We start from the raw sequence: 25,481 nt of genomic DNA on the forward strand, positions 1-25,481 counted from the left end.
ATGCCCCGTCCCCCCTTGAACCGCCGTTCCGCCGTGATCATCGGCGGCGGTATCTTCGGCACCTCGACCGCGGTGCAGCTGGCCCGGATGGGCGTTGCCGTGACGCTGATCAACGACGGGCCGCTGGCCAATGGCGCCTCGGGGCGCTCTCTGGCGTGGCTGAACACCGCGCGGCGGCGCTCGGCGCCCTATCACCGGCTGCGGCAGGCCGGGATCGAACGCTACCGCGTGCTGGCCGACCAGCATCCGGGTGCGCCCTGGCTGTCGTTTGCCGGCGGCCTGACCTGGGATGCCGACGATGCCGCGAACGAGATCGCCGCGATCTACCGCTTTGAACGCGACCTGGGCTATCAGGCGCATCTGCTGTCGGGCGAGGAGGTCTCGGACCAGTTCCCCGGCGTCGACGGCAGCACCGTCACCGCCCCCGGCGCGATCTTCAACCCGAACGAGGGCTGGGTCGACCTGCCTTCGCTGATCACCCTGCTGGCGGGCGAACTGGTGCAGCTTGGCGGCACTGTCGTCACCGATGCGGGCGCGGCCCAGCCGCTGGTGGAAAACGGCCGCGCAGTCGGTGCCAAGGCGGCCGATGGCCGGACCTTCACCGCAGATGCGGTGCTGCTGGCCACCGGCCCCGCGGTTCCGGCCATGGTCGCGCCCTTCGGCATCACCATCGGCGACGACACCCCGATCGCCCTGCTGCTGGAGACCGAGCCGCTGGATCACCCGCTGAAGGCGGTACTGAACACCCCCCGCGTCGCCATCCGCCCCACCCCCGAGGGCGCCTTCTTCCTGGATTCCGGCTGGTCCGAGGAAGAGGTCGTGATCCACGATGACGGCACCTGGGAGGCCCGGCCCTCGACCGTCGAGGGGCTGATCGCGGCGGCGCAAGAGGTCCTGTCGCCCAAGCCCGCACTGAAGGTCAAGGCCGTGCACATGGGCCCCAAACCCATCCCCGGCGGCGGCGAGCCGGTCTTCGGCGAACTGGCCGAGCTGCCCGGCTGCTACGTGGCGTTCTCGCATTCCGGGGCGACCTTGGGGCTGATCATCGGCGAAATCCTGGCCGAGGAAATCGCCCTCGACCTGCGGCACCCGATGCTGGCCACCTTCCGCCCCGAGCGTTTCGCCCGCACCCCGGTCGAGGCCTAGGCCCGCACGACCGGGCCCCGCGTCACCTGGCGCGGGGTCAGGCGGATGCGCCGGGCGGGGCCTTGCAGCCCGGCGATACGCTCCAGCAGCATCCGCGCGGCGGTTTCGCCCATCTGGCGGCGCGGCTGCGCCACCGCCTCGATCCCGGGCGGCAGGAACCGCATCCAGTCGAGGTCGTCGAAGGCCACCGGCGACAGCGCCTGCGGCATCTGCAGCCCGGCCCCGGTGATTGCGGCCATCGTGCCTTCGGTCATCAGCCCGTCGGCGGTGAAAAGGGCCTGCGGCCGGTCGGGACGGGCCAGCAGCCGGGTGGCCGCGTGCAGCGCATCCTTGGTCGAAGAGCTGTTCACCCGGGCGATCAGCGACACCTCCAGCACCACACCCGCCGCGTCATGGGCGTGGATATAGCCCATGAAACGCTGCCAGCTGGGATGGATTGCCGCCCGTTCGGCGGGACGGCTGCGGGCCAGCGCGACAAAGCTGCCCAGATCGCGCCAGGGGCCGGAATGCAGTTCCGCCACCATGCCATTGCGCCGGTGCCCGGCCGCGATCAGGTGCGCCACCGCGGTTTCGGCCGCCCCGACATTGTCGATGCCGACGCTGTCGGCGGCAAGGCCCGCGACCTCTCGGTCGATCAGCACCAGCGGCATCTTGGCGGCCAGACGGCGCAGATGTGCCGCCCCTTCGGTATCGCAGGGCGAGACGATCAGCCCGTCCACCTGCTTTTCCTGCAACAGCCCCGGGGCGGTGCGCTCGGTCTCGACGCGCTTGTCGCTGTTGGTGATCAGCAGGCCGATCCCCTCGGCCTCCAGCACATCCGAGACGCCGCGCAGGATCTTGGCGTAGAACGGGCTCTGGATATCGCCGCGACGACGCCGATGGTGCGGGTCCGGCCGGTGATCAGGCTGCGCCCAGCTGGTTGGCGCGATAGCCGAGCGCCTCGGCCGCCTCCATCACCCGGTCGCGCATCGGGCCGCTGACATAGCCGTAGCTGCCCAGCACCCGGCCCGCCGCGCCACGTCGGCAATCGTCGCCCTGCGCCTGTCGTTCATCCCGCGCCCTTTCGTTGCTGGCGCCGTCCTGCGCGCGCCGCCCCCCGTTCCCAAGCGAGTTTCCCCGCAGCCGCTGCATTTCCGCGCCGGGACGGCAGATGTCCTTGACGCCGGGCAAATCGCTATGAGAACCCTCTCATATCCTCCCGCGTCCCGCCCCCGGCAGCAAGCACAAGCCGGAACGGAGAACGGGATGAAGACGAACCACCTTTGGGCTCAGGCCCTGGCCCTGGGCGCGCCGCCAGCGATGGCCGACGTGATCCCCGCGCCGCACGACGAGGTGCCCGCGACCTACCAGAAGGGCATCACGGTTGCCGTCTTCAACGACCGGCCGCCGGACGAATTCCTGCAGGACGACCCCCTGGTCGGCTGGAGCGTTGACCTCGTCCATGCGATCTCAGATCGGGGTGCCCTTCACCTATACGGGGACCAGTTTCGACGCGGTGATCCCGGGGCTGATGGCCAGGCGCTTTGCTGCGGGTCTTGCCTCGTTCGGCAGCACGCCCGAGCGCCTGCAGCAGCTGGATTTCGTGCCGCAGCGCAAGATCGGCACCGCCTTCGGCCTGCCCGTCGGCCGCCCGCTGAAGATCGCCAGGGCAACCGATGTCTGCGGCCATACCGTGGCCGTGATCTCGGGGTCGTGGGACAACCAGCTGCTGGACAAGCTGAATGCCTGCGGCGGCGGCGGCCTGCCCCCGGTCACGATCCGGCAGCACCGAACCCGGAACCCGGCCGAGCTTGCCGTGCGGTCGGGCCGCGCCGAGGCGCCCCTCGCCAGTTCGGCCAAGATGGCCTGCATGGCGCAGCAGACCGGCCAGTTCCGGGTCTCGGATCTGATGCCGGAGGCGATCCATGCCAACATCGGCGTCCTCAAGGGCAGCCCGCTGGGCAGGGTCTTTGCCGATGCCATCCAGAGCATGATCGACGACGGCAGCTATCAGAAGATCATGGCGAAATGGGGCATGGATGACAGCGGAATGCTGACCCATGCCAAGACCCGATATCCACGTGACCCGGCCGGTGCCGGTGCGCAATTACGGTCAGTGGGCCGACGGCGCGGTCCTCCGGCGGCGCGGTCCTGATCGTGCTGGCGGCGCTGATGCTGAAAAGCCTGGGCAGCAATGCCAACATGCAATGGCCCGTCGTCGGCCACCACCTGTTCGAGCGCCACATCCTGGCCGGGCTGGGCATGACCATCCTGCTGAAGGTGCTGGCGATGGTGATCGCGCTGGCATCCAGGCCGTGGCCCATGGCCCGGCCGAGGCCTGCGCCACGCTGGGCATGACCCGGGGCCAGACGCTGCGACGGATCGTGCTGCCGCAGGCGCTGCGCATCGCCATCCCGCCGATCGGCAATGACACGCTCTCGATGCTGAAATTCGCCTCTCGGGTCGGCGTTCTGGCGCTGCCGGACGTGCTCTATTCGGCGCAGATGATCTATGCCCGCGCCTGCCAGACGATCCCGCTGCTGGTGGTGGCGACGATGCGCCAGCTGGCTGACGAGGGCACCACGATGATCGTCGTCACCCACGAGAGGATGTTTGCACGCGATGTCGCCGATCACCCGATCTTCATGGAGGGCGGCGTCATCGTCGAACAGGGCGATCCGCGCGCCACCATGACCCGGCCCCGGCACGAGCGCACCCGCGCCTTCCTGTCGCGCGTCCTGTCCCAGGCGCACCAGGCCGCGGCCCTGCCGCCGGCTGGCCATGGGCAACCGGCGGTCCAAAAGAGAGCTGCCTGGTGGTGACGCCCCCCGGGGGGCCTTGCGGTGCGACGACGGGCACGCCTGACCAAGGCCCCTTGACCGGATGGCGACTTCAGCCCGCAGCCTCCAGACGGGCGCGCAGGGCCTGTGCCGTGAACAGGTCCAAATGGCCGCCGCCGGCATTCTTGTAGATGGTGATCTGGCTGTCGCAGGTCCGCCCCGGATGCAGGCCCTGCACCAGCGCATAGGCATCCGCCTGCACCGCATCCCAGCCGATCACACCGGCGGCCACCGGTTGCGCCAGATCGCCCGCATCCTTCATGCCGTCGCGGCTGTCGATGAAGATCGTGCCCCGGGTCATGCAGGCATCGTCGGCCTCGCGCATGTCGGGCAGGTAGGCGCCGACCAGATCCAGATGGGCGCCGGGCTTCAGCAGGGCGCCCTTGACCAGGGGCGCGCGCGACATCGTCACGCAGGAAATCACGTCGGCCCGCGCCACCGCCGCATCCAGGTCCCCGACGGCGCGGATGCTGCAGCCGGGCTGATGCAGCCGCGCGGCCAGCGCCTCGGCCCGGGCGGCGGTGCGGTTCCAGATCAGCACCTCGCGGATCGAGGGGCGCGCGGCGCAATGGGCGGCGATGACATGCGGTGCCAGCCCCCCCGCCCCCAGCACCAGCAGCACCTGCGCATCGCTTCGGGCCAGAAGCTGGCTGCCCATGCCGCTGTCGGCTGCGGTCTTGCGGAAGGTCATTGCCTCGCCATCCGCCACCAGCAGCGGCGCGCCGGTCCCGGGGTCGAAGACCGCCACCAGCCCCTGGACGCTGGCCTGCGGCGGATCCATCGACAGGTTGCCGGGAAACACCCCCACCAGCTTGGCGGCGATGGCCCGGCCGCCCTGCCAGCCCAGCAGGCTGACGAACTGGTTGCCGCTGCCCGAGGGGTCGTCGGCGACGATGTAGTCGCCCAGCGGCGGGGCGTCGCGATGGGCCTCTCTCAGGGCGGCGATCAGGGTGGGATAGTCCAGCAGGTCATGGACCTGTTCGGCGGTGACAAGACGCATGGGGGGCCTTTCGCTCAGCTGCGCAGGGAATAGATGATGAGGTGGGTGGGCGTGACCAGCCGCAAGAAGGCCAGGGGATCCCCGGCCGCATCCAGCACGGTCTTGTCGATCCGGTAGACCGGCTGGCCGGGGTCGATCCCCAGGTGGCGGCGTTCGTCGGGATCGGCAAAGCCCACGTTGATGAGGCGCTGCGCCCCCTCGGGCACGGGACCGCCGGTGGCACGCAGGCTGCGGAAGAACGAGGCGCCGGCGCGCACCGGTTCCGCGACGTCCGGCAGCCGGACGAGATCGAAGAACAGGTGCTCCAGCGACAGGGGGCGGCCGCCGACCCGGATCATCCGGTCGATGCGCACCAGCGGCCCCGCCCCCAGCACCGCGGCCCCCGCATCGCGGGCACCTTCCGTCACCGAGAGCACCTGATGTTCGACCGCGCCCTGGTCCTCGAAGGCCTCGGCGAAGCCCGCCAGCGCCACCAGCGTCTGGCGGATCTTGCGCCGCGCCACCACTGTGCCCCGGCCCTGCTGGCGGATCAGCAGCCCCTCGTCGCACAGCGCCTTCACCGCGCGGCGCAGGGTGATGCGGCTGACGCCCATCTCGGCGCACAGCGCCGGTTCCGGCGGCAGGAAACTGCCCTCGGGCCAGATGCCCGCGCCGATCCGGGCCGCCAGACGCTGCCGGACCTGCGCATAAAGCGGCGCCAGCGGATCCACCTGTTCCAATCAGGGCCCCTTCGTCAGCAATCGTGCAGTTTCTTCATGTAGCGCCGCGCCGCCAGCATCTTCTGGGCATGCAGGTCTGCGATCTTGTAGGCGAGGCCAGCAGTTCGGGCAGCTGGTCGTGGCCGTCCTTCAGCGCCACGATCCCCATCACCAACTGGTGGATCCGGGCGTGGTTGCTGTTTTTCGCGCCGTTCGGCGTGCCGGTGGTATAGGGCGCCTCGAAACCCACGACATGATCGACGGCCCGCGCCCTCGGTCGTCAGCCCCACCGTCAGCGCGCCGTCCTGCCGGGCAAAGGCCGTCGCGGCCACGGCTTCCTTGGTCGTGCCGGTCATCGAACACAGGATCACCAGCGCCCCGGGCGGCGCGGCGCGCGGGTGGTGAATTTGGCCGCGTTCAGCCCATCCGAAGGCAGGTCAGAGTGCTGGTCCAGAAGGAATTTCGCAGGATGCATGATCGAGATGGCGCCGCCGCAGGCCTCGAAGAAGACATGCGATATCGGGCGCTCGGCCAGGGTCGTCAGCGCCTGGGCGACGCCGGGATCAAAGGCGGGATCAAGGGCAGGCAGGGGCATCGGGACCTCCGGCAACTATATGACGTCCCATGACGTATTGGACGGCTCGGCCGTGCGTCAATCCCGGCCGCGCCCGTCATGACAGTGCGGCAGTCCAACTGAGAAAGCTCTCACATACCTGGCTGAGGAATTGGGCAGCCGTTACTTGTGAGGTGCGGAGACAACGTGGTGGTTTGCTATGCCGATCAGGGACGGATGTTTCCGGGCGGCAACACGCCCAATGTCGCGGCCCAGTTCGTGCGGGCGGGGCGCGGCCTGTTGCGGGGCGGTGGCAGAGGATGCCGCGGGCCCGCACATCCGCGCCAGCCTTCAGGCCGGAGGGGGGCGACGTGTCGGGCCTGTGCACCCTGCCCGGCCATACCGCCTTCTGCCTGATCGGCCCCCGCAACGGCGAGCGCGCGTTCCCGGGCGCGAACCTGGGGGCCTCGATCATCGCACCGGCGACGGAGGGCCTGGCGCGGATCGCCGCAGCGGATGCGGTGCATACCGGGCGCTTTAGCCATGTCAATGCGCATCTCGGCGCCTTTGCCGCCCGCACGCGGCTGTCCTTCGATTTCGCGGTGATCCGCGATCCGGGGCCGTTCGCGGCACTGGCACGGCTGTGCTTCCTGGCCAGTTTCTCGGGCGGGGATCTGGAGGTGGCCGGGGCCCGCGCGCTGAAGGATCATGCCTGGCCTCGGGGGCCGGCTGGGTTCTGATGACGCGCGGCGCCGAGGGGGCCTCGGCTGGCCGGGCCAGATGGCCTTTTCACCACCCGGCCCGCACCCGGGCAGGTGCTGGACAGGCTGGGGGCGGGCGACAGCTGCATCGCCCGCACGCTTTTCGGGCTGCTGACGGCCGAGGTCCCTGGCACGGTGCTTGCCGCCGCCGCCCGGGCGGCCATGCGGGCGGATTTGGCCATCCGGCACCGCTGCAGGTCGATGAAAGCCGCGCGCTGCCGCTTTCCGCCCTTTACCGCGATCAGGAAACCGCCCGCGCCTGAGCGGTCAGATCACCATGCAGACGGTCTTTTCCTCAAGGTAGTTCGACAGGCCCGCCAGGTTGTTTTCCACCCCCCAGCCCGAAGCCTTGATGCCACCCTTCGGCAGCTCGGGCGAGAAATAGCTGTGGCAGTTCACCCAGACCGTGCCCGCCCGTATGGCTGCCGCCATCCGGTGCGCCGCCGACAGCTCCTGCGTCCAGACCGAGGCCGCCAGCCCGTATTCGGTGTCATTGGCCAGTGCCAGCACCTCTTCGACGTCATCGAAGGGAGTGACGGCGGTGACGGGGCCAAAGATCTCTTCTTTCATCAGGGGCATGTCCGGGGTGGCGCCGGTGATCACGGTGGGGGCGTAGAAGGCGCCGCCCGGGCTGGTGCCCCCCGACAGGACCTGGGCGCCCGCAGCAAGGCCGCCCTCGACGTAAGAGGCGACGCGGGCCGCCTGGGCCTCGCTGACCAGCGGACCCAGATCGCTTTCGGGGTCAAGGCCATGGCCCAGCGACAGCCGCGCGGCCTCGGCCGCCAGCCCCTCGCAGAAGCGGTCATAGATCCAGCGGTGCACGTAAACGCGCGATCCCGCCACGCAGACCTGACCGGAATTGGCGAAGATCCCGCGCGCCACCCCCGGCACCGCCAGCGCCATCTCGGCATCGGGCATGACGATGGCGGGGCTTTTGCCGCCCAGCTCCAGCGTCAGTTTCTTGAGGTTGCCGCGCGCCGATCCCAGCAGGATCCGCCCCACCTCGGTCGAGCCGGTGAAGGCCACCTTGGCGACGCCCGGATGGCGGGCCAGCGCATCGCCCACCTCGTGGCCAAAGCCCGTCAGCAGGTTCACGACGCCTGCGGGCAACCCCGCCTGCTGCATCAGCTGCACCAGACGGATCGCGGTCAGGGATGTTTCCTCGGCCGGTTTCAGCACCACGGTGCAGCCCGCGCACAGCGCCGGCGCCAGCTTCATCGCGGCCATCAGCATGGGTGAATTCCACGGCGTGATCGCCGCCACGACACCGATGGGTTCGGGCCGGGTATAGGCCATCACCTGCCTGCCCTTCGGCGCATAGCCGATCGAGGGGGTGATGGTCTGGCCATGGATCTTGGTCGCCAGCCCCGCGTAATAGCGAAACTGCGCCGCCGAGGCCGGGATCTCGGCAAAACGTGCGGTGGCGTAGGTCTTGCCCTGATCGAGGGTTTCCAGCTCGGCCAGCTCGTCCGCATGGGCGTCGATCAGATCGGCGATCTTCCACAGCAGCGCCTGGCGGGCGGCGGGCAGCATCCCGGCCCAGGCGGGGCTGTCCAGCGCGGTCCGGGCGGCGGCAACGGCGGCATCGGCCTCGGCCTCGCCTGCGCGCGACAGGGTGGCAAGGGGGGCGCCGGTGGCGGGGTCGCGGGTCTCGAAGGTGCGGGGCAGAACCTGCCAGTCGTCCCCGATCAGCACGGGCTTCGGGCCGCCTTGCAGGAAGGCACGGGCGCCCTCGGTCCGGGGCGTCTGGGGGCGGAGGGTAAAGGTCATTGCAGGTCCTTCAGCATGTCCCGGGCGCGTCGCGCGCCGCGCAGGATCGAATGATAGCCGGTGCAGCGGCAGATATTGCCCCCGAGCGCCTCTTGCAGGCCCGCGTCGGGGATGTCGGGCCCGGCCGACAGCAGCCCCGCCAGCGTCATCATCACGCCCGGTGCGCAATAGCCGCATTGAAAGGCGTTTTCCTCGGCCATGGCGCGGGCCAGGGTGGCGCCGACGGGCAGGGTTTCCAGCGCCTCGATGGTGGTGACGGCGCGGTCCGCCACCTGCCAGCCCATCAGCAGGCAGCCGTTCACCGCCTGCCCGTCCAGCAGCACCATGCAGGCGCCACACCGGCCGATGTCGCAGGCGATCTTGGTGCCCGTCAGGCCCAGGTCGTCGCGCAGCACATGCGCCAGCGTCGCGTCCTCGGGCATGGAGGCGGGCTGACCGTTCAGGCTGAAGCGGATCATCGCGCGGCCTCCATCAGGGACAGGATCGCTTCGGGGGGCAGCGGCGTGGTGGGGCACCAGCCGCCCGTCGCATCCGCCACCGCATTGACGATCGCCGGCGTGACCGAGGCCATCCCCAGTTCCCCCGCGCCGCGCGGCCCGAAGGGATCGCCGGGATCCAGATCCTCATGCGCAGTGACATGCATTTCGGCTGGCGCATCCTGCAGGGTCGGCAGGGCATAGGTGTCGAGGTTCTTCGTCAGCATACGGCCCTCGCGCATCGTCACGTCCTCACTCAGGGTAAAGCCCGCGCCCTGCACCAGCGCACCCTCCATCTGGCCAAGGTACGAGGCCATGTCGATCACGGGACCGGCGGCCGAGTGGAACTCCAGCCGGAGCAGCCGGACGGTGCCGGTCAGGCGGTTGACGGCGACGCGCGCCAGCGTCGCGCCGAAGGTGAACAGGAAGCGGGCATTGCCGGTCGTGTGATCGGTCTTCGGGAAATGGTAATGCGCCTCCTGCGGGGCGAGATCGCCCAGATCGGCAAAGGTCAGGCGCGGGGTGGCGGCATTCGCGGTGCGTTCGGCAATGCCGCCGGGCACGATCACCAGCGCCTCGGGCGGCAGGTCCAGCAGGGCGGCCGCATGATCCAGCAGGCGGGTCGCGAAACCGGGGGCGGTCTGCTCGGCCCCCTTCCAGACGACATAGCCGCCCCGCGCCGCCGAGGTCGATCCGCTGTCGGGCGCCGCGCCGGTGTCACCGAAGATCACGTCGATGTCGCCGCGTGCGCAGCCCAGCCGGTCCGCCACCGCCGCCTGCACCGAGGCCACCAGCCCCTGCCCCATCTCGTCCAGGCCACACAGCGCCTGCACCCGGCCACTGGTCAGGCGCAGGGCGAAATCGGCCTCGTCCGGGTGGATGCTGCCAAGGCCCGTGCCCTGATAGGCCAGCGCCATGCCGGTGCCGGGGATCTCGTCCGGGGCCACGTCGAAGGGCGCCCAGATGTCCGAGGCCTGCGCCGCATCCAGCATCTCGGCCAGCCGTTCCGAGGGGCCGACGACCTGCCCCAGATAGCCCGGCGATCCGACGGGGCGCAGGTTGAGGCGGCGCATCCGGGCCGGATCAAGGCCCGCTTTCGCCGCCAGCCGGTCGATCTGGCATTCCACCGCAAAGGTCATCTGGTTGCAGCCGAACCCCCGGAACGCGCCGCCGACACCGTTGTTGGTATAGACGCAGGCCCCATGGGTGCGGATGTTGGGGATCACATAGGGGCCGGCGCAATGTTCCATCGCGGTTTCCACCACCCCGGGCGAGAGCGAGGCATAGGCGCCGCTGTCGCCGGTCAGATCGACCTGCTGGGCGATCAGGCGGCCGGTTTCATCGCAGGCCGTGCGCATCCGAATGGTCATCGGGTTGCGCTTGATCCCGGCGCGGACGCTTTCGGCGCGCGACAGCTGCAGCCGCACCGCGCGCCCCGTCTTCAGCGCCAGCAGCGCCAGCGGAGGCTGCACCGTCAGCTCGTCCTTGCCGCCGAAGCCGCCGCCGATGGGGGATGTGATCACGCGGATCTTCGCTTCGGGCAGGTTCAGGATGCGCGACAGCTGCAGCCGGTCACGGGCGCCGTGCTGGCCACCAACGCAGACCAGCAGGCCGTCGCCCTCAGGGGCGATCCAACCGCCCTCGGTTTCCATGAAGCCATGCATCTGGCGGGGGGTGGTATAGGTGTCCTCGACCACATGGGCGGCGGTGGCGAAGGCCGCATCCACATCGCCGCGCTCCAGCCCGAATTCGGCGATCAGGTTGCCGCCATCGTGCAGGGAGGGGGCATCGGGGGCGAGCGCTGCGGTCACGTCCGAGACGACGGGCAGCGGATCGTAATCGACCCGGATCAGCGCCAGCGCCGCTTCGGCGATCTGGTCCGTATCGGCAGCAACAGCGGCCACCATGTCACCGATGTGGCGCACCCTGTCATGGCAGAGCGCCGGCTGGTCCTGAAAAATGATCCCGAAGGCGTTCAGCCCCGGCACGTCGCGATGGGTGACGACGGCGCGGACGCCGGGAAGGGCCTCGGCCGCGGTGGTGTCGATCGACAGGATCCGGGCATGGGGATGGGCGGCGCGCAGGATGCGCCCCACCAGCATGTCGGGGGCGCGGGCGTCGGTCAGATAGGGCATGGCGCCGCGCACCTTGGCGGGCATGTCGGGGCGGGTCTGCCATCGGGCACCGCCCTCGGCCCGCGACAGCTGCGTCTGCGCGGGGGGCAGGGCATGGGCGGGCACCGGATGCAGGCGGCCCGGGCGCGCGGGCAGACGGCCGGTGATCGCATGGGTCAGGGCGTTGGCGGCGATCTTGCGGCGGTAGCTCGCGCTGCGGAAGGCACAGTCGGGCGCCTGAACGGCCCTCAGCAGGCGGGCGTGCAGCTCGGCAGGGTCGAGCGTGTCGGGGTCCTGCCCGGCCAGCCAGCCCTCGATGGTGTCCAGCCGCCGGGGCGGCACCGGGCCGCCGCCCACCGCGACGCGGGCATGGGCAATGCGGGTGCCCTGCATCTTCAGCGTCATGGCCGAGGTCAGGATGGCCGGGGAAAACGCCGCCCGCAGGCCGGTCTTTCGCCAGCCGTAGCGATCGGCGGGCGTCAGGCGGATCTTCAGGATCAGCCCCCGGGGCGCGCGCAGGTAATCGGCCAGATCGCGGGGGCCTTCGGTGGTCTCCAGTTCCGCATCCATGACCAGAAGGGCGGGCAGCAGGCATCCGGCGCCAAAGCCGATCTGTCCGCCCAGCGTCCCCAGCCGCCGGATGCCCGGGGCCGCCACATCGCGCAGCGCCTGCGACAAAAGCGGCAGGCGGGCGATGCGCAGATCCTCCAGCGGGGTCGCGGCGCCGATGCTCAGGCCATGGATGCCGCGGGGCAGCAGGGGGGCGACCTCGGCCATGACCCCAGGCCGTTCCGCGCCCTGAGACCATTGCAGATGCAGCGCCGTGCCGCCCGCGACGGGCACCGCGCCCGCGGCGATCATCGACAGGGCCTCGGGCAGCGAATGCGGATGCAGGATCTTCATGCGGAAACCTCCGGCAGGGTGGTGCCGAAGGTCAGCCCCTTTTCCTTCAGCCAGCGGCGATAGGCGATCGAGGATCCGTCGGCACGCGTCGGCACCTCGGCCCGGGGTTCCAGCGGCAACAGCAGCGGGCGCTGGTTCTCGACGATGATGCGGTCCTGCAGGAAGATCACCTGTTCGAACCGCAGCAGATCCGTGTGGCTGGCCTGCTGATCGGTCAGGTACATGACCGGCTGCGCCCGGCAGAGGCCCGCCTCCATCGGCTGGATGAACAGCGCGATCGCATCCAGCAGATCGCCGCCCGGCACCACGCGGTACAGCATCACCTGGAAGGGCGCCATGACGCGGTAGATCAGCTGCGCGAATTCCCCCCCCGGGCGCGAGGCCGTCATCTGCGGCTGGAAGAACCGGCAGTTGGTGGCCCAGACCTCGTCCACGTCGCGGCGGATCTCGGTGGTGTAATGCAGCACCTCTGTATGGGGTTCCGATCCCAGGATATCGGTGTGCACGAAGGGGAAATGCGCCATGTCGAGGAAGTTTTCCACCACCCGCAGCCCCGAGGCGCGCATCGTCACCCAGCCGCAGGGCACGAAGCGGCGGGTCGGATCGCGGGCTTCGGCGATCTCGAACAGATCCTTCGCGGGCTGGCCGAGGGTGGTCCAGAGGCAGCCGTATTTCTGCTGCACCGGCAGGGGGGCGCCATCGCAGGTGACCTCAGGACCGGGACCCACGGTGATGTCCTGGCCCAGAAGGCGGGTGGCGCTGGCCCGCCCCAGATCCCCCAGCGAGGCCACGGCATACCAGTCGTCCAGCGCCACCGGGTCGGTCGTGCGGGTCATCTCAGTCCGTCCACTGCTTGGTGCCGCCGCCATTGGCATCCAGCCACGCCTGACGACGGGTGAAATGCGCCGGCGCCAGGCGATGCACGCGGTCGATGATCTCGGTCATGTCGCCGGTGACAAGGCGGCCGTTGTCGACGACGATCTGGCCGTTCACCATGGTCATGGCGACATCACCGCCGCGCACGGCATGGACCAGATTGTGCTGCAGGTTGAACCAGGGCCCGTCGGGATGGAAGGGCACCATGCGGGGCTGATCGGCGCGCACGGCGATGATGTCGGCCTTCTTGCCGGGTTCCAGCGATCCGGTCACATCGCCCAGCCCCACGGCCTTCGCGCCCAGCGACGTGGCCATGCGCAGCACCTGCCAGCTGTCCATGGCGGCCGCATCGCGGTGCCGCAGCTTGCCCAGCAGCGAGGCCACCTTCATGTCCTCGAACATGTCGAAATTGTTGTTTTCCTTCTCGCCATCGGTGCCGATGCCGACGGGCACGCCCAGGGACAGCATCTCGGCAATGGGGGCGATCCCGGAGGCGAGCTTCATGTTCGACACCGGGTTGTGGGCGACCGAGACACGGTGCTGCGCGATCAGTTCGACCTCGTCCTGATCCAGCCAGACGGCATGGGCGAACATCGTCCAGGGGCATTCGAAGAACCCCAGATCGTGGAAGACCTGCATCGGTTTCCTGCCGTAGCGATCCAGATAGCCCTGCTTTTCGATCTCGGCCTCCGACGAATGGGTGTGAAAGCCGGTGTCATGCTTCTTGGCCATGTCGATGGCGCGCTGCTGGCCCTTTTCATCGGCGTAGAACAGGTGCTCTAGCCCGACCCAAACGTTCACCCGCCCCTCGGCGCCGCCATGCCAGCGTTCGATCAGCGCCTCGTTCATGTCGAGCGTGTCGAAATAGTCGTAATCGGGATGTTCGCCCACATAGGGCACGGCGATCAGGCGGTTGCCCAACGTGTCGGCCGCGCGCGCCGAGCCCTCCATGTAGCGCCACATGTCGACGATGGTGGTGGTCCCGCCCAGCAGGCTTTCGGCATAGGCAAGGTAGCTGGCGGCCTCGGCCTCTTCGGCCTTCAGGCAGCGGTGCATGGGGTTGATGTGGCGGCTCAGCCAGTCCCACACGGGCAGGTGTTCGGCGGTGCCGCGCAGGAACCCGGAATGCGCATGGGCGTTGATCAGCCCCGGCATCAGCACCGCGCGGCCCAGATCGCGCACCGGCAGATCGGGGTAATCGGCCAGGATCTGCGCCTTCGGGCCTACTGCGGCAATCTGGCTGCCCCGCACCACGATGGCGCCGCCGGCGATGGTGGTCAGGGCGTCATCCATGGTGACCACGGCATCGGCGGTCAGGATCAGGTCGGTCATGAGGCTTCCAGTACGAATTGCGCGGCGCGTTCGCCGATCATGGTGACGGGGGCATGGGTGTGGCAGGCGGGGATCTCGGGGATGACCGAGGCATCGGCGACCCAGAGGCCCCTTGTGCCCTTCACGGCCAGGCGCGGGGTGACGGGGGCGTCATCGCCTTGGCCCATCCGCGCGGTGCCGCAGCAGTGAAAGAAGGTCGAGGTCGCGCGGCGGACGAAGGTTTCCGCCTCCGGCCCGCTGACCCTGGTGTCGGGGGCGGCGAAGCCTGCGAACAGATCCCCGAAGCCTTCTGTTGCGACCATCTCCTGCAGGAAGGCCACGCCGCGGATCAGGGCGTCGAGGTCGCGCGGATCGGCCAGCAGGTTGGGCTGGATCTGCAGGGGGGCGTCGGGGGCGGTGCCGGTCAGGCGCAGATACCCCCGGGAATGCGAGCGCATGACGCCCAGGCCAATGGCAAAGACATCGCCGCCCAGATCGTAGTGATCCCAAAGGGTCGGCACGGCGGATCGCCCCTGCACCGGAAACGCCAGCAGATCCGCCTGTTCAAGCGCGGGGTCCGATTTCCAGATCGTCAGCGTGCCGCCGCCATTGCCCTGCATCGGGCCGAGGGGGCGTGAGGCGCGGAAATTCAGCGCCCGGATCAGCGGATGGTCCTGCAGGTTCTGCCCGACCCCGGGCGCGGCGATGCGGGTCTTCAGGCCAAGGCGCGACAGCTCGGCCTCGGGGCCGATGCCGGAAAGCTGCAGCAGGCGCGGGGTTTCCAGCGCGCCCGCGGCCAGGATCACGCCTGTGCCTGCGTGAAGGTCCTGCGCCCTGCCCCCTGTCACCACCCGGACACCGCAGGCACGATCGCCCTCGAACAGGACCTCGGTCGCGCGGGTGTCCAGCAGCAGGCGCAGCCCGGGATGGTCCAGCACGGGGGCCAGATAGCCCATGGCCGAGGTCCAGCGCCGCCCGTCGGGGGCGATGTTGAAATTCGCCAGCGCCACGCCCAGGGGTTCCGGCCCGTTCGGGTCGGCGTTTTCCGGCAGGCCCATGGCGCGGGCGCCGCCCAGCATGGCGCGGGTCAGCGGATGCGCGGGCCCGGACGCGGTGATCCGCAGCGGGCCATCGCTGCCGCGCAGGGGGCCGGGCGGACCCGCCCAGGCCTCGCAGGCGCGAAAGGCGGGCAGGCAGGCGTCCCAGTCCCAGCCGGGGGCATGGGCATCCCAGCGGGCGTAATCGGCGGGCACGCCGCGATACCACATCATCGCATTGGTGGCCGAACTGCCGCCCAGCCCCAGCCCCCGAGGGATCGGGATCGCCCGGTTCAGCACCCGCTCGTTCGGCTGATAGGCATGGCCCCAGTCCCAGCGGCTGCCCTGCAGGGCGAACCAGCCCGAGGCATCCTCGATCTCAGGCACGCCAAGGGTGCTGGGCCCGGCCTCGATCAGGGTGACGGTCGCGCCCGCCTCCAGCAGGCGACGCACGACAGGGGCGCCGCCACTGCCCGATCCGATGACGATGTAGTCGCTGGACGGCATCAGTTGTGCTCCGACGGGCCCATGATGGTGATGCCCTCGGTCGCCTCGACATGGCGGACGAAGATGTACTTGTCCTCGCGGCCGTCGGAATGCTTGCGGCGGATCTCGGGCTGGACGGTGCCCGCGACCTTGGCGACGACGATATAGGGCTCCTCGGCCTGAAGACCCCGGGCGCAATGGGCGTCGAACTCCTCCAGCGTGCGGGCGGTGTAGGCGTGGCGGATGCCCGCGCCCTTGGCGATTGCCGCCAGATCGACGTGACCGGCGGCAGTATGGGTGCGCGGCCCGCCGATCGACTGGTACATCTCATTGTCCCAGACCACGATGAAGAGGTTTTTCGGCCGCTCGTTCCCCAGCGTCGCCAGGATCCCGAGGTTGAACAGCAGCCCCCCGTCGGTATCCAGCGACACGATCCGGCGATGCGGCAGACCGGCGGCCAGCCCGAAGGCCTGCGGCGTCACGCAGCCCAGCTGCTGCTGGAACAGCGAGGCCGCGCGCATGTGCGGCGCCGCATTGTACCATTCATCGACCGAGGCCCCCAGCGACAGGATCACCAGTTCATCCTGCAACCGCGCCGCCAGTTTCGTCATGCAATCATAGCGTTTCACCGCACGATCCCCCCCGAAAGCGCCACCGCGGCGTGGTAGTAGCTGGCATAGGCCAGTTCATAGGCATCGACGATGGCCTGTTCGATCCGGTCTTCCTGACGCTCGACCACATAGGGGATGCGCAGGGCCTGCAGGACGGGTTCCATGGTGATGCCATGGGGGACGGCCCACCAGTTGTTCTCGCCCATGTCGCCGCGATAGCTCATCAGCATGATGACGGGGATGCCCGCGCCAAGGCCCATCCGCGCCAGCGGCTCGACCGAGGCCCGCAGCCCCGAGTTCTCCATGATCAGCGCCGCGCGCTTGCCCGACAGGAACACGCCGCCGCAGATCGCGGCCCCCTCGCCCTCGTTGGTGACGGGGATGGTGCGGATGTCGGGATCGGCATCAAGAGCCGGGTAAAGCTCTTTGAAGAGGCTGTCGGGCAGGTAGCACACGATGCTGACCCCCGCCCGCTTCAGCCCGCGGATCACCGCGTCGACGGCTGTCTGCTGCATGGGACGTCTCTTTCAAACCAGTGATGCGGCATAGGTGTCAGAGGGAAGATGTTCCGAAAAGACAGAGATTTGGAAACCAGTTGTTCGTCCCGACGCAACATCTGTCAGATCCTCTCGACGGCGCGCAGCAGGCTGTGGCCAAGCGCCTCGGCGGCGTCTGACGTCTCGCCCTTCTGGCGGCACATCAGCGTCAGCCGCCGCGAGGCCAGCCGCGCGTCGTTCAGCGGAATGAACACCAGCTGACCCGAGGCGATTTCCGCCTGCACCCCCAGCCGGGTCTGCATCACCGTGCCAAGGCCGCGCATCGCAAGCTCGATCATCAGGGCGATCGAATTGGTGCTGGTGCGGCGGGAAAATTCCACGATGCTGCCCGCAAAGACCTGCTCGACCGAATTCGCCAGCGTCAGCGAGCCGTCCGACAGGATCACCCGTTCCCCCGTCAGGTCATAGACCTTCAGCGGCCCCTCGCGGCGCGTCAGCGGGCTGCCGGGGGGCACCAGAACGCCCAGCGGCAGGCTGATGGCCCCCAGCCGCCGCGCCCGCCGCGGAACCCGCACGTCAAAGGCCAGGGCGATGTCAGCCTCGCCTTCCTCGACCAGGGTGGCGGCCTCGTCGCCGGAACAGACGCGCACGTCGACGCTGATTTCCGGGTGCCGCACCCAGAAGGACGACAGCACATCCGGCACCAGCCCGCGCGCCGCGCTTTCGATCACCGCCAGCTTGACCGTGCCCCGGCGCAGGCCGCGCAGGTCGCCCAGCTCGGTCATCGCGCGGTTCAGCTCCGAGGTCGATTCCTGCAGGTGATACGACAGCAATTCCCCCGCCGAGGTCAGCCGCAGCCGCTGCTTGGTGCGCTCGAAAAGCGGCATGCCCACGTCGTCCTCCAGCTGCTTGATCGTCCGGCTGATCGACGAGGGCGCCACGTTCAGCGCCAGCGCCGCCTGCCGGATCGACCCCAGCCGCGCCACCAGCATGAAGTGATGGACGCGCGAGGACACAAGGCCAAGTCGGTGCAGATCCATCAGGCGGGCTCGAACAGGGGCTGGATCGCCATTTCCGGCACCAGCACCAGACCCTTGTCGGTGATGCGGATTTCCGGGATGACCGACAGCGGGATCAGGTTGAAGCCCATGTAGGGGATGGTGCAGCCCATCTTCTGCCATTCGGCCTTCAGCGCCCTGACCTCTTCGGCGACGACGCCCACGCGCTTGTCGGACAGAAGGCCCGCGACGGGCAGTTCGACCATGGCCGTGACCTGGCCCCCGCGCACCACGCAGACGCCGCCCTGCGCGGCCTCGATGGCGGCAAGGGCCGTCTGCATGTCGGCCTCGTTGGTGCCGGCGACGATGATGTTGTGGCTGTCATGCCCGACCGAGGACGCCACCGCGCCGTCCTTCAGGTTGAAGTTCGACAGAAGGCCATGGGCCACGTTCCCCTGCGACCTGCCGTGCCGTTCCACCACGGTCACAAAGCACAGCCCGTGAGTGTCGAAATGCGATTGCCAGTCGTTGGCGGGCTCCAGCCGGATCCGCTCATGCGGCAGGGTGATGCCGGGCAGTTCGGTGCGGATGGCATGGGCGATGACGGGGGTGGTGGGCAGATCGGGCGCAAGCTTCAGCCCCTTCGGCAGCTTCACCGTGTGATAGGCCGCTTCCGGATAGCGGTAGGGCTGCGACAGCGCCTGATCCAGAAGCGGCGTGATCTTGCCCCCCTCGACCATCAGCTCGCCGCCATACCAGGTGTTGACCGGCTTCAGATCGTCATCCAGCAGCACCAGATCGGCACGGCGCCCGCCGCCCAGGCCGCCGATCTCGTCGCCCATGCCGAACCGCGTGGCACCGTGCAGCGAGCCCATGGACCAGGCGGTTTCGGGGCGCATCCCGCAAGCGACCGCCTGCCGCGTCACCCAGTCCAGGCCGAACATCAGCAGATCATCGGCGTCACGGTCATCGGTGCAGACGGCGACACGCTTGGGGCTGGCGCCGCGTTCAGTGATGACCTTGATCGCCTCGGGCAGGGAATGCCAGGGCGTGGTGGGGGGGCCGCCGCGCAGGAACAGCCACAGGCCCGCCTCCATCAGGTCCTCGGCGATGTCGACGTCGATGGCCTCGTGGGTGTCGGTGACGCCGCCCGCGGCATAGGCCGCCACGAATTCGCGGCCGTAGACATGGCCCGAAACCGGCCGCCCGCGTTCCAGCGCCGCCTGGATGATCGCATGGCTGCGCGGGTCGGACATGGCGACGGGGACGAAATCCATCTTCTCGCCCAGGGCCACGGCCTCGGGCCAGTGGTCGAACAGCGCCGCGATCTTGGCGGGCGTCAGGTCCCCCCCGGCGGTTTCCAGTTCGGCCGAGGTCGCCGGCACCGTCGAGGGCACCGTCAGGAAGATCGACAGCGGCGCCTGTCGGGCATCGTGCAGCATCGCCTCGACCCCCGCCACATCCATGACGTTGCCGATCTCGTGGCTGTCGCAGAAGATCGTGGTGGTACCGTTCAGCAGCGCCGCCTCGGCATAGGCGCAGGCCGTGATCATCGAGCTTTCGATGTGGATATGCGGATCGACCAGCCCGGGGGCCAGGATGCCGCCGCCCGCGTCATGGCGCGGCGCGGATCCCTTGTAGCTGCCCGCGGGCTTCATCGCGGCAATGCGCCCGCCCGAAAGCCACAGCTCGCGCTCTGGCAGGAAACGCTGCGAATAGGTCGACAGCGCCCGGGCGCCGGTGATCACGAGGTCCGGATCGACCCGCCCCGAGGCCACATCGGCCAGGCGGCGCGTCATCCCCGACAGGGGCGGGACCGAGAAACGGGTGATCGGTGTCATGAGGGGCCTCCTGCGGGGTCAGTGGTAATCGGGAATGCCGGGCATGGTGATGAAACCCTCGACCAGCCGCACCCGGCGCGCCCAGAGACGCAGGGCGGGATATTCGTCATGGTCGATGCCGAAATCGCGCGACAGCGCGAAGGGCGGAAACAGCGCCAGATCCGCCAGCGACAGCGCACCCGCAAAGAACCCCTGCCCCAGCAGCCCCTGGCGGGTCATGTGGTCATCCATCATCCGAAACAGGCGCCGGGCTGCGGCGCGCAGCGTGTCGATATCGCCGGGCGCATCCATCAGCGACACGGCGCGGGCCTGGCTGGCGGCGCGCAGATCGCCATCGGCCAGCAGGATCCAGTCCCACATCGCGGCTGCATCCGCGGGGATCAGCGGCCGTGCGCCGGGCTGCGTCGCGATATGGTACTGGATGGCGCCGGTCTGGCGCAGAAACTGGCCGTCATGCTCCAGCAGCGGCAACCGCCCGAGGGGGTTTTGCACCAGGAACTCCGGCGCCCGGTGATCGGCGCCAGGAAAGACATCCAGGTTGCGGATCGCCAGCTCCACCCCGCAGACCGAAGCCGTCAGGCGGATCCGGTAGCACTGGTCGTCCAGGTCGTAATTCGACAGCAGCGGCAGGCTCATGCGGCGATCTCCGCGGGTTCGACGAGGGCGCGCAGGCGTTGCGCGCGCTCCAGCAGGTCCAGCAGCAGGCCGGTGTCGGGATGGCCCATGGCCGTGATGTGCAGCGCGCATCTGTCCGCGCCCACCGGTTGCAGACCGATGCGCAGCGTCACCGCGCCTGCGTCCAGCACCGCCACCGAAGCCGCGCGCGTGATCGGCCCCTCGAAAACCTGCGGCAGCGCCGCCAGCGCCGCATCCAGCGACGCATCGAGGTAGAGCGAGCGCACCGGCGTCACCTCGGCTGCCTCGGGCGCGCCTTCGGCCGGACCCCCGAGGGGGGCGTGCACCCAGATCATCCCGGCCGCCTCGGCCACCGCATAGGTGGTCACGCAGATCGAGGCCGGGACCTCGAGCTGCGGATGGGCGGGGATGTACTGGCAGTTGCCCGAGCCCGCGAATTCCCAGCCGTGGTAGAGGCAGGCGATGTGATCGCCGCGCACGAAGCCAAAGCTCATCCTCATGCCGCGGTGGGGACAGCGGTCCTCCCAGATATGGGGGGCGCCGGCGCTGTCGCGCCAGACCACGATCTCGGCCCCCTCCAGCACCGCCCCGGCCGAGGTCCCGGCCTCGATCTCGCGCGACAGGGCCAGCGGGATCCATCCCGTCATCGTCATCTCAGTTCACTCCTGTTGGCTGTCGTTGTCGACGCGGTGCACCTCTTGCACCAGGCAGTCGGCGGGCCCGAGGCTCATCGCCATCTCGAAGGCCTCCAGCAAATCTACCGGGCCGTGCACCCGCAGCGTAGCGCTGCCCGAAGTTTGGGCAACCGTGTTCAAAATAATCGAGAGCCGTGTTGCGCGGTGTTGCGCGAATTCGGCAAAGCTGGCCTCGGGAAGATGCCCCGTGAAGGTGAATGTCACGGTCCTGTCCTGGGTGCTCACGAGGGTATTCCGCCTTGGTTTTATGGCCTTTTGCAAGGCTTTCGGCCCCTGTTTCGGGGCGATTCAGGGACAGTTAGGCAAGCCCTGACATGGGGGTCAAGTGTTGCGTATTACGCAACAACTGCATCGGATTTTTCGCTCTTGGCACGTGATTTCCGATTTCGCAGGGTTCCGGCGGCATCTGCCATACCGGCTGTCGGACCCGCCCCCGGGACGCCCGGTGGGGCGGGTGCCCCAGGGGCGCCGGACTGCCGCAGAAGAGCGCTCTCAACCACAAGAGGGACCAAGATGATTTCCACCAAAGAGCTTTCCCGCCGGGGTTTCCTGAACCTGGGCGCGGCCGCCGGCGCGGGCCTTGTGCTGTCGCAGACCGGGCTGATCCGCCCGGCGATGGCCGCAGCCCCCCTGCCCGCCGTCAAGGCCGAGGACGCGCTGATCGCCTTCGGCCACACCGGCCCCGTTTCGGACGAGGGCTGGACCTGGGCGCATGACCAGGGGATGAAGGCCGTGCAGGCCGCCTATCCGGGCATCAAGACCACCTATGTGGAATCGATCCCCTATTCCGCCGATGCGACGCGTATCTTCCGCCAGTTCGTCAGCCAGGGCGCCAATATGGTGTTCTCGACCTCGAACTACGGCGATTTCCTGTACGACGTGGCGAAACGCGCCCCCAAGGTCGCCTTCTACGAATGCGACGGCCGCCATCCGATGGACAACCTTGGCACCTATTACGTGGCGCACTGGTATCCGTCCTATGTCGCGGGGATCGCGGCGGGGATGATGTCGCCCACCGGCAAGATGGGCTATGTGGCCTCGTTCCCGGTGCCCTCGGTCTTCTCGGGCACCAACGCCTTCCTGATGGGCGCGCGCACGGTCAACCCGAAGGCCACGCTGCAATGCATCTCGATCAACAGCTGGTTCGATCCGCAGGCCGCCACCCAGGCCGGCACGGCGCTGATCGACAACGGCTGCGACGTGCTGTTCGGCATCATGGACGAGGCAGGCTATCTTCAGGTCGCCCAGCAGCGCGGCGTCAAGGCCGTGATGTGGAACACCGACCAGCGCCGCTTCGGGCCCGATGCCTACATCACCTCGATCGTCGTGAACTTCAACGACTGGTACGTGAAACAGGTGGGCCGCCGCCTGGACGGCACCTGGACCCCCACCTATGAAATCCTGCCGATGGGCGGCGGTGTCGACCGCGATGCCTGGGGCCAAAGCGTCCCCGCCGATGTCGCCGCCAAGGCCGACGAGGCGCGCACCAAGATGCTGGGCGGCTGGAGCCCCTTCGTCGGAGAGATCAAGGATGCCAAGGGCAACGTCAAGGTTGCCAAGGGCCAGACCATGACCGAGCAGGAGCTCTATCACTGGAACTGGTCCATCGAGGGCGTCAGCGGCCTCGAAAGCTGATCCATGGCAGAGGAAAGCGTGCAATCACGTCTCGGGCTGAAGCCCGGGACGCCTCCGCTGGTGGCGCTGAAGGGCGTGGCCAAGTACTTTCCCGGCGTGATCGCCAACGAGGACGTCAACCTTTCCATCTACCCCGGAGAGATCCACGCCCTGCTGGGCGAGAACGGCGCGGGCAAGTCGACGCTGATGAACATCCTGACCGGCATCTACCAGGCCGATGCGGGGGAAATCATCGTCGGCGGTGAAACGGTGGCGTTTTCCTCTCCGATCGACGCGATCGCGGCCGGGATCGGCATGGTGCACCAGCATTTCAAGCTGGTGCAGGCCTTCACCGTGGCCGAGAACGTGCATCTAGGCTGGTCGCAGACGCCGGGGCGGATCTCGGCGCGCACGTTGGAGGCGCGCACGCTGAAGCTGTCGCAGGACCTTGGGCTGGCGGTGAACCCCGCGGCGCGGGTGTCGGACCTGTCGACCGGCGAACAGCAGCGGGTCGAGATCCTGCGGGTGCTCAGCCGCGATGCCCGCGTGCTGATCCTGGATGAACCGACCGCCGTGCTGACCCCCGCCGAGGCGCAGGAGCTGTTCACGGCCCTGCGCGCCTTCACCGCGCGCGGCAATGCGGTGATCTTCATCAGCCACAAGCTGGACGAGGTGATGGAGATCTCGAACCGCGTCACCATCCTGCGCGGCGGCCGCAAGGTGGCGACGGAATGGACGGAAAACTGCTCGGAAAAGGGGCTGGCGCAGATGATGGTCGGCCGCGAGATCGTGCTGAACACCCTGCGCGGGCGGCCCCCGGGGGCGGGCATCGGGGCACCGGTGCTGGAGCTGCGCGATGTCTCGCTGGTGTCGGGTGGCGCACTGCTGCTGAAGAATGTCTCGCTGACGCTGCACGCGGGCGAGGTGCTGGGCATCGCGGGCGTCGCGGGCAATGGCCAGCGCGAACTGAGCCACGTCCTGAGCGGCATGGCGCGTCCGACCTCTGGCCAGCTGCTGCTGGAGGGGCAGGACGTGTCGTCGAAGGGCGCGCGGGCGCTGGCCAAGGCGGGCGTGGGGCATATCCCCGAAGACCGCCTGCACGCCGGCATGGCCCCCGCCCTGCCGATCACGGATAACGCGGTGCTGCGCGAATACGACCAGCCGCCGCTGGCGAAGGGCCCCTGGTACCTGCCCCGCCAGGCCTTCCTGCTGGCGCAGGAGATCGCGAAGATCGCCGAGGTCGCCGTGCCCGATTTCGCCATGCCCGCCCGCAACCTGTCGGGCGGCAACCAGCAGCGTCTGGTGGCCCGGCGCGAGATGCGGATCGCCGACAAGGTGTTGATCGCCGCCTACCCGTCGCGGGGCCTCGATGTCGGCGCCATCAACACGATGATGCGCTATTTCGTCGAACTGCGCGACAGCGGTGTCGCGGTCGTCCTGATCTCGGAAGAACTGGAAGAGCTGATGAACCTCGCGGACCGCATCGCGGTGATGTTCCACGGCGAGGTCATGGGCATCGTGCCCGCCGAGGGGGTCGATATCGACGATATCGGCATGATGATGGGCGGGAGGCGCGCCGCATGAGCTATCGTCTGCAACGTCTTCCCGCGGCTTCGGCCGCGGTGTCGCTGACCGCGCGGCTGGTTTCGGTCATCCTGGCGCTGGTGACGGCGGGGTTGATCCTGGCAGCCGTCGGGATGAACCCGCTGGCGCTTGGCGGGCGGGTGCTGTCCTCGACCTTCGGTGACAGCTTCGGGCTGGCGGATCTGGCGCTGCTGTTCTCGCCGCTGATCTACACCGGGCTGGCGGTGGCGGTGGGCCTGCGCATCGGCGTGTGGAACATCGGCGCCGAGGGCCAGTTCAACCTGGGCGCCTTCGCGGCCACCGCCGTGGGGCTGTTCATCCCCGGCCCGCCGGCGCTGATCCTGCCGCTGATGGCCGTCGGGGGCATGATCGCGGGCGCGCTGTGGATCCTGATCCCGACGCTGGCGCGCGCCTATGCGGACGTGTCGGAACTGATCACCACGCTGCTGATGAACTTTGTCGCGGCGCTGCTGGTGACCTATGTGTCGACGGGGCCGTGGCTGGATCCCTCGGGGATGGCGCTGGCCACCACCGCGCGCCTGCCAGTCGAGGTGCCCGCGGTCTGGGACATCGTGCACTGGGGCCTGCCCATCGGCGTGATCCTGGCGCTGGTGATGGCCGTCGTCTTCAGCGTCACGAAATGGGGCTACGAGGTGCGCATCGGGGGCTCGAACCCCGGCAACGCGCGCTATGCGGGGATGCCGGTCCGGCGCCACCTGATCACCGTCATGCTGGTGTCGGGCGCCATCGCGGGCCTGGGCGGCATGATGGAGGTCGCAGGCACCGTGCACCGCCTGCAGGGCGGGATTTCCAACAACTTCGGCTATATCGGCATCATGGTCGCGGTGCTGGCGCGCGCCGCCCCCCTGGGGGTGATCTTTACCGCGCTGCTGATGGCAGTGATCCTGAACGGCGGCATCATCCTGCAACCGCAGGGGCTGACCACCCAGACCGTGCTGGCCGTCACCGGGCTGATCCTGTTCTACGCCGCCATCGGCGACGAATTCGCCCGCTACCGGCTGATCCGCAACGCCAAGCCCGCTGGGAAGGACTGA

The 25,481-nt window shown here is 69.0% G+C and carries 24 protein-coding genes and 2 pseudogenes; 7 read left to right on the plus strand and 19 right to left on the minus strand.

All coding sequences use genetic code 11. From position 1 onward, the window contains the following. Nucleotides 1–1,146, plus strand: coding sequence for an NAD(P)/FAD-dependent oxidoreductase (locus tag AC2ITM_RS18405; protein WP_486469590.1), 1,146 nt, complete (start codon nucleotides 1–3; stop codon nucleotides 1,144–1,146). On the opposite strand, the gene AC2ITM_RS18410 is transcribed toward AC2ITM_RS18405, so the two are convergent. Together AC2ITM_RS18410 and AC2ITM_RS18415 are read right to left on the minus strand one after the other, a co-directional pair. Next, the gene (locus AC2ITM_RS18410) at nucleotides 1,143–1,961 is read right to left on the minus strand and encodes a substrate-binding domain-containing protein (RefSeq protein WP_486469591.1); all 819 of its coding nucleotides are present in this window, start codon (nucleotides 1,959–1,961) and stop codon (nucleotides 1,143–1,145) included. The genes AC2ITM_RS18405 and AC2ITM_RS18410 overlap by 4 nt on opposite strands. 85 nt (nucleotides 1,962–2,046) lie before the next feature. Continuing rightward, nucleotides 2,047–2,316 carry a hypothetical protein gene (locus tag AC2ITM_RS18415; RefSeq protein ID WP_486469592.1) on the minus strand — a complete coding sequence of 90 codons (270 nt, stop codon included), beginning with the start codon at nucleotides 2,314–2,316 and terminating at the stop codon, nucleotides 2,047–2,049. Nucleotides 2,317–2,587: 271 nt separating this feature from the next. On the opposite strand from AC2ITM_RS18415, the pseudogene AC2ITM_RS18420 reads away from it, so the two are divergent. After that, nucleotides 2,588–3,100, plus strand: a pseudogene (locus AC2ITM_RS18420) (type 2 periplasmic-binding domain-containing protein); the annotation flags it as partial. An 85-nt stretch (nucleotides 3,101–3,185) separates the two neighbouring features. Next, nucleotides 3,186–3,875: pseudogene (locus AC2ITM_RS18425) on the plus strand (ABC transporter permease subunit); the annotation flags it as partial. A 142-nt stretch (nucleotides 3,876–4,017) separates the two neighbouring features. Here AC2ITM_RS18425 and AC2ITM_RS18430 read toward each other — a convergent pair. Genes AC2ITM_RS18430 through AC2ITM_RS18445 form a run of 4 tightly spaced genes read right to left on the minus strand, consistent with a single transcriptional unit; the run spans nucleotide 4,018 to nucleotide 6,258 of the window. Then, nucleotides 4,018–4,965: an ornithine cyclodeaminase family protein gene (locus AC2ITM_RS18430; RefSeq protein ID WP_486469593.1), complete on the minus strand. Its 948-nt coding sequence runs from the start codon at nucleotides 4,963–4,965 to the stop codon at nucleotides 4,018–4,020. 14 nt (nucleotides 4,966–4,979) lie between these two features. After that, the gene (locus AC2ITM_RS18435) at nucleotides 4,980–5,675 is read right to left on the minus strand and encodes a GntR family transcriptional regulator (RefSeq protein WP_486469770.1); all 696 of its coding nucleotides are present in this window, start codon (nucleotides 5,673–5,675) and stop codon (nucleotides 4,980–4,982) included. A 23-nt stretch (nucleotides 5,676–5,698) separates the two neighbouring features. After that, entirely contained in the window at nucleotides 5,699–6,019 is a 321-nt protein-coding gene (locus AC2ITM_RS18440; protein WP_486469594.1) for a hypothetical protein, read from the minus strand. Nucleotides 6,020–6,030: 11 nt separating this feature from the next. Further along, on the minus strand, nucleotides 6,031–6,258 hold the full coding sequence (locus tag AC2ITM_RS18445) for a phosphoheptose isomerase family protein (RefSeq protein ID WP_486469595.1): 228 nt from the start codon (nucleotides 6,256–6,258) through the stop codon (nucleotides 6,031–6,033). A gap of 329 nt (nucleotides 6,259–6,587) precedes the next feature. Here AC2ITM_RS18445 and AC2ITM_RS18450 point away from each other — a divergent pair, with 329 nt between their 5' ends. After that, nucleotides 6,588–6,956 (plus strand): carbohydrate kinase family protein, encoded by a 369-nt coding sequence (locus AC2ITM_RS18450; protein WP_486469596.1) that lies wholly within the window; start codon nucleotides 6,588–6,590, stop codon nucleotides 6,954–6,956. A 288-nt stretch (nucleotides 6,957–7,244) separates the two neighbouring features. On the opposite strand, the gene AC2ITM_RS18455 is transcribed toward AC2ITM_RS18450, so the two are convergent. The 13 genes from AC2ITM_RS18455 to AC2ITM_RS18515 form a co-directional block, all read right to left on the minus strand. Beyond that, nucleotides 7,245–8,747 carry an aldehyde dehydrogenase family protein gene (locus tag AC2ITM_RS18455; RefSeq protein ID WP_486469597.1) on the minus strand — a complete coding sequence of 501 codons (1,503 nt, stop codon included), beginning with the start codon at nucleotides 8,745–8,747 and terminating at the stop codon, nucleotides 7,245–7,247. Then, the gene (locus AC2ITM_RS18460; RefSeq protein ID WP_486469598.1) at nucleotides 8,744–9,205 is read right to left on the minus strand and encodes a (2Fe-2S)-binding protein; all 462 of its coding nucleotides are present in this window, start codon (nucleotides 9,203–9,205) and stop codon (nucleotides 8,744–8,746) included. The genes AC2ITM_RS18455 and AC2ITM_RS18460 overlap by 4 nt, the downstream gene beginning before the upstream one ends. Then, a complete protein-coding gene (locus AC2ITM_RS18465) occupies nucleotides 9,202–12,240 on the minus strand; it encodes a molybdopterin cofactor-binding domain-containing protein (RefSeq protein ID WP_486469599.1) in 3,039 nt (1,012 codons plus the stop codon). The genes AC2ITM_RS18460 and AC2ITM_RS18465 overlap by 4 nt, the downstream gene beginning before the upstream one ends. Further along, on the minus strand, nucleotides 12,237–13,076 hold the full coding sequence (locus tag AC2ITM_RS18470; protein ID WP_486469600.1) for an aromatic ring-hydroxylating dioxygenase subunit alpha: 840 nt from the start codon (nucleotides 13,074–13,076) through the stop codon (nucleotides 12,237–12,239). Before AC2ITM_RS18470 ends, AC2ITM_RS18465 begins: the two co-directional genes overlap by 4 nt. A gap of 1 nt (nucleotide 13,077) precedes the next feature. Then, nucleotides 13,078–14,448 carry an amidohydrolase family protein gene (locus AC2ITM_RS18475; RefSeq protein WP_486469601.1) on the minus strand — a complete coding sequence of 457 codons (1,371 nt, stop codon included), beginning with the start codon at nucleotides 14,446–14,448 and terminating at the stop codon, nucleotides 13,078–13,080. After that, nucleotides 14,445–15,971 (minus strand): GMC family oxidoreductase, encoded by a 1,527-nt coding sequence (locus AC2ITM_RS18480; protein ID WP_486469602.1) that lies wholly within the window; start codon nucleotides 15,969–15,971, stop codon nucleotides 14,445–14,447. Before AC2ITM_RS18480 ends, AC2ITM_RS18475 begins: the two co-directional genes overlap by 4 nt. Then, on the minus strand, nucleotides 15,971–16,579 hold the full coding sequence (locus AC2ITM_RS18485) for a thiamine pyrophosphate-dependent enzyme (RefSeq protein WP_486469603.1): 609 nt from the start codon (nucleotides 16,577–16,579) through the stop codon (nucleotides 15,971–15,973). The genes AC2ITM_RS18480 and AC2ITM_RS18485 overlap by 1 nt, the downstream gene beginning before the upstream one ends. Next, on the minus strand, nucleotides 16,576–17,076 hold the full coding sequence (locus tag AC2ITM_RS18490) for a thiamine pyrophosphate-binding protein (protein ID WP_486469604.1): 501 nt from the start codon (nucleotides 17,074–17,076) through the stop codon (nucleotides 16,576–16,578). Before AC2ITM_RS18490 ends, AC2ITM_RS18485 begins: the two co-directional genes overlap by 4 nt. Before the next feature lie 104 nt (nucleotides 17,077–17,180). Next, on the minus strand, nucleotides 17,181–18,098 hold the full coding sequence (locus tag AC2ITM_RS18495; RefSeq protein ID WP_486469605.1) for a LysR family transcriptional regulator: 918 nt from the start codon (nucleotides 18,096–18,098) through the stop codon (nucleotides 17,181–17,183). After that, entirely contained in the window at nucleotides 18,098–19,897 is a 1,800-nt protein-coding gene (locus AC2ITM_RS18500) for an adenine deaminase C-terminal domain-containing protein (RefSeq protein ID WP_486469606.1), read from the minus strand. Before AC2ITM_RS18500 ends, AC2ITM_RS18495 begins: the two co-directional genes overlap by 1 nt. A gap of 18 nt (nucleotides 19,898–19,915) precedes the next feature. Continuing rightward, nucleotides 19,916–20,533, minus strand: coding sequence for a glutathione S-transferase family protein (locus tag AC2ITM_RS18505; protein WP_486469607.1), 618 nt, complete (start codon nucleotides 20,531–20,533; stop codon nucleotides 19,916–19,918). Next, the gene (locus AC2ITM_RS18510) at nucleotides 20,530–21,186 is read right to left on the minus strand and encodes a Rieske 2Fe-2S domain-containing protein (RefSeq protein WP_486469608.1); all 657 of its coding nucleotides are present in this window, start codon (nucleotides 21,184–21,186) and stop codon (nucleotides 20,530–20,532) included. The genes AC2ITM_RS18505 and AC2ITM_RS18510 overlap by 4 nt, the downstream gene beginning before the upstream one ends. Nucleotides 21,187–21,192: 6 nt before the next feature. Further along, nucleotides 21,193–21,432, minus strand: a complete 240-nt coding sequence (locus tag AC2ITM_RS18515) for a hypothetical protein (protein ID WP_486469609.1) — start codon at nucleotides 21,430–21,432, stop codon at nucleotides 21,193–21,195. 309 nt (nucleotides 21,433–21,741) lie between these two features. Between AC2ITM_RS18515 and AC2ITM_RS18520 the strand changes: the two genes are divergently transcribed. Genes AC2ITM_RS18520 through AC2ITM_RS18530 form a run of 3 tightly spaced genes read left to right on the plus strand, consistent with a single transcriptional unit; the run spans nucleotide 21,742 to nucleotide 25,481 of the window. Next, nucleotides 21,742–22,863, plus strand: coding sequence for a BMP family ABC transporter substrate-binding protein (locus AC2ITM_RS18520; RefSeq protein WP_486469610.1), 1,122 nt, complete (start codon nucleotides 21,742–21,744; stop codon nucleotides 22,861–22,863). A gap of 3 nt (nucleotides 22,864–22,866) precedes the next feature. Further along, on the plus strand, nucleotides 22,867–24,426 hold the full coding sequence (locus tag AC2ITM_RS18525; protein ID WP_486469611.1) for an ABC transporter ATP-binding protein: 1,560 nt from the start codon (nucleotides 22,867–22,869) through the stop codon (nucleotides 24,424–24,426). Continuing rightward, complete coding sequence (locus AC2ITM_RS18530) at nucleotides 24,423–25,481, plus strand: ABC transporter permease (RefSeq protein ID WP_486469612.1); 1,059 nt, start codon at nucleotides 24,423–24,425, stop codon at nucleotides 25,479–25,481. The genes AC2ITM_RS18525 and AC2ITM_RS18530 overlap by 4 nt, the downstream gene beginning before the upstream one ends.

This window comes from Pseudooceanicola sp. NS-SX9 (assembly GCF_057380705.1).

Coding starts and splice junctions, on each gene's coding strand:
- AC2ITM_RS18475 (WP_486469601.1), bottom strand. CDS start 14,448: ATGACCGACCTGATCCTGACCGCCGATGCCGTGGTCACCATGGATGAC.
- AC2ITM_RS18470 (WP_486469600.1), bottom strand. CDS start 13,076: ATGACCCGCACGACCGACCCGGTGGCGCTGGACGACTGGTATGCCGTG.
- AC2ITM_RS18405 (WP_486469590.1), top strand. CDS start 1: ATGCCCCGTCCCCCCTTGAACCGCCGTTCCGCCGTGATCATCGGCGGC.
- AC2ITM_RS18530 (WP_486469612.1), top strand. CDS start 24,423: ATGAGCTATCGTCTGCAACGTCTTCCCGCGGCTTCGGCCGCGGTGTCG.
- AC2ITM_RS18500 (WP_486469606.1), bottom strand. CDS start 19,897: ATGACACCGATCACCCGTTTCTCGGTCCCGCCCCTGTCGGGGATGACG.
- AC2ITM_RS18455 (WP_486469597.1), bottom strand. CDS start 8,747: ATGACCTTTACCCTCCGCCCCCAGACGCCCCGGACCGAGGGCGCCCGT.
- AC2ITM_RS18505 (WP_486469607.1), bottom strand. CDS start 20,533: ATGAGCCTGCCGCTGCTGTCGAATTACGACCTGGACGACCAGTGCTAC.
- AC2ITM_RS18445 (WP_486469595.1), bottom strand. CDS start 6,258: ATGCCCCTGCCTGCCCTTGATCCCGCCTTTGATCCCGGCGTCGCCCAG.
- AC2ITM_RS18480 (WP_486469602.1), bottom strand. CDS start 15,971: ATGCCGTCCAGCGACTACATCGTCATCGGATCGGGCAGTGGCGGCGCC.
- AC2ITM_RS18440 (WP_486469594.1), bottom strand. CDS start 6,019: ATGACCGGCACGACCAAGGAAGCCGTGGCCGCGACGGCCTTTGCCCGG.
- AC2ITM_RS18490 (WP_486469604.1), bottom strand. CDS start 17,076: ATGCAGCAGACAGCCGTCGACGCGGTGATCCGCGGGCTGAAGCGGGCG.
- AC2ITM_RS18430 (WP_486469593.1), bottom strand. CDS start 4,965: ATGCGTCTTGTCACCGCCGAACAGGTCCATGACCTGCTGGACTATCCC.
- AC2ITM_RS18495 (WP_486469605.1), bottom strand. CDS start 18,098: ATGGATCTGCACCGACTTGGCCTTGTGTCCTCGCGCGTCCATCACTTC.
- AC2ITM_RS18460 (WP_486469598.1), bottom strand. CDS start 9,205: ATGATCCGCTTCAGCCTGAACGGTCAGCCCGCCTCCATGCCCGAGGAC.
- AC2ITM_RS18510 (WP_486469608.1), bottom strand. CDS start 21,186: ATGACGATGACGGGATGGATCCCGCTGGCCCTGTCGCGCGAGATCGAG.
- AC2ITM_RS18525 (WP_486469611.1), top strand. CDS start 22,867: ATGGCAGAGGAAAGCGTGCAATCACGTCTCGGGCTGAAGCCCGGGACG.
- AC2ITM_RS18520 (WP_486469610.1), top strand. CDS start 21,742: ATGATTTCCACCAAAGAGCTTTCCCGCCGGGGTTTCCTGAACCTGGGC.
- AC2ITM_RS18465 (WP_486469599.1), bottom strand. CDS start 12,240: ATGAAGATCCTGCATCCGCATTCGCTGCCCGAGGCCCTGTCGATGATC.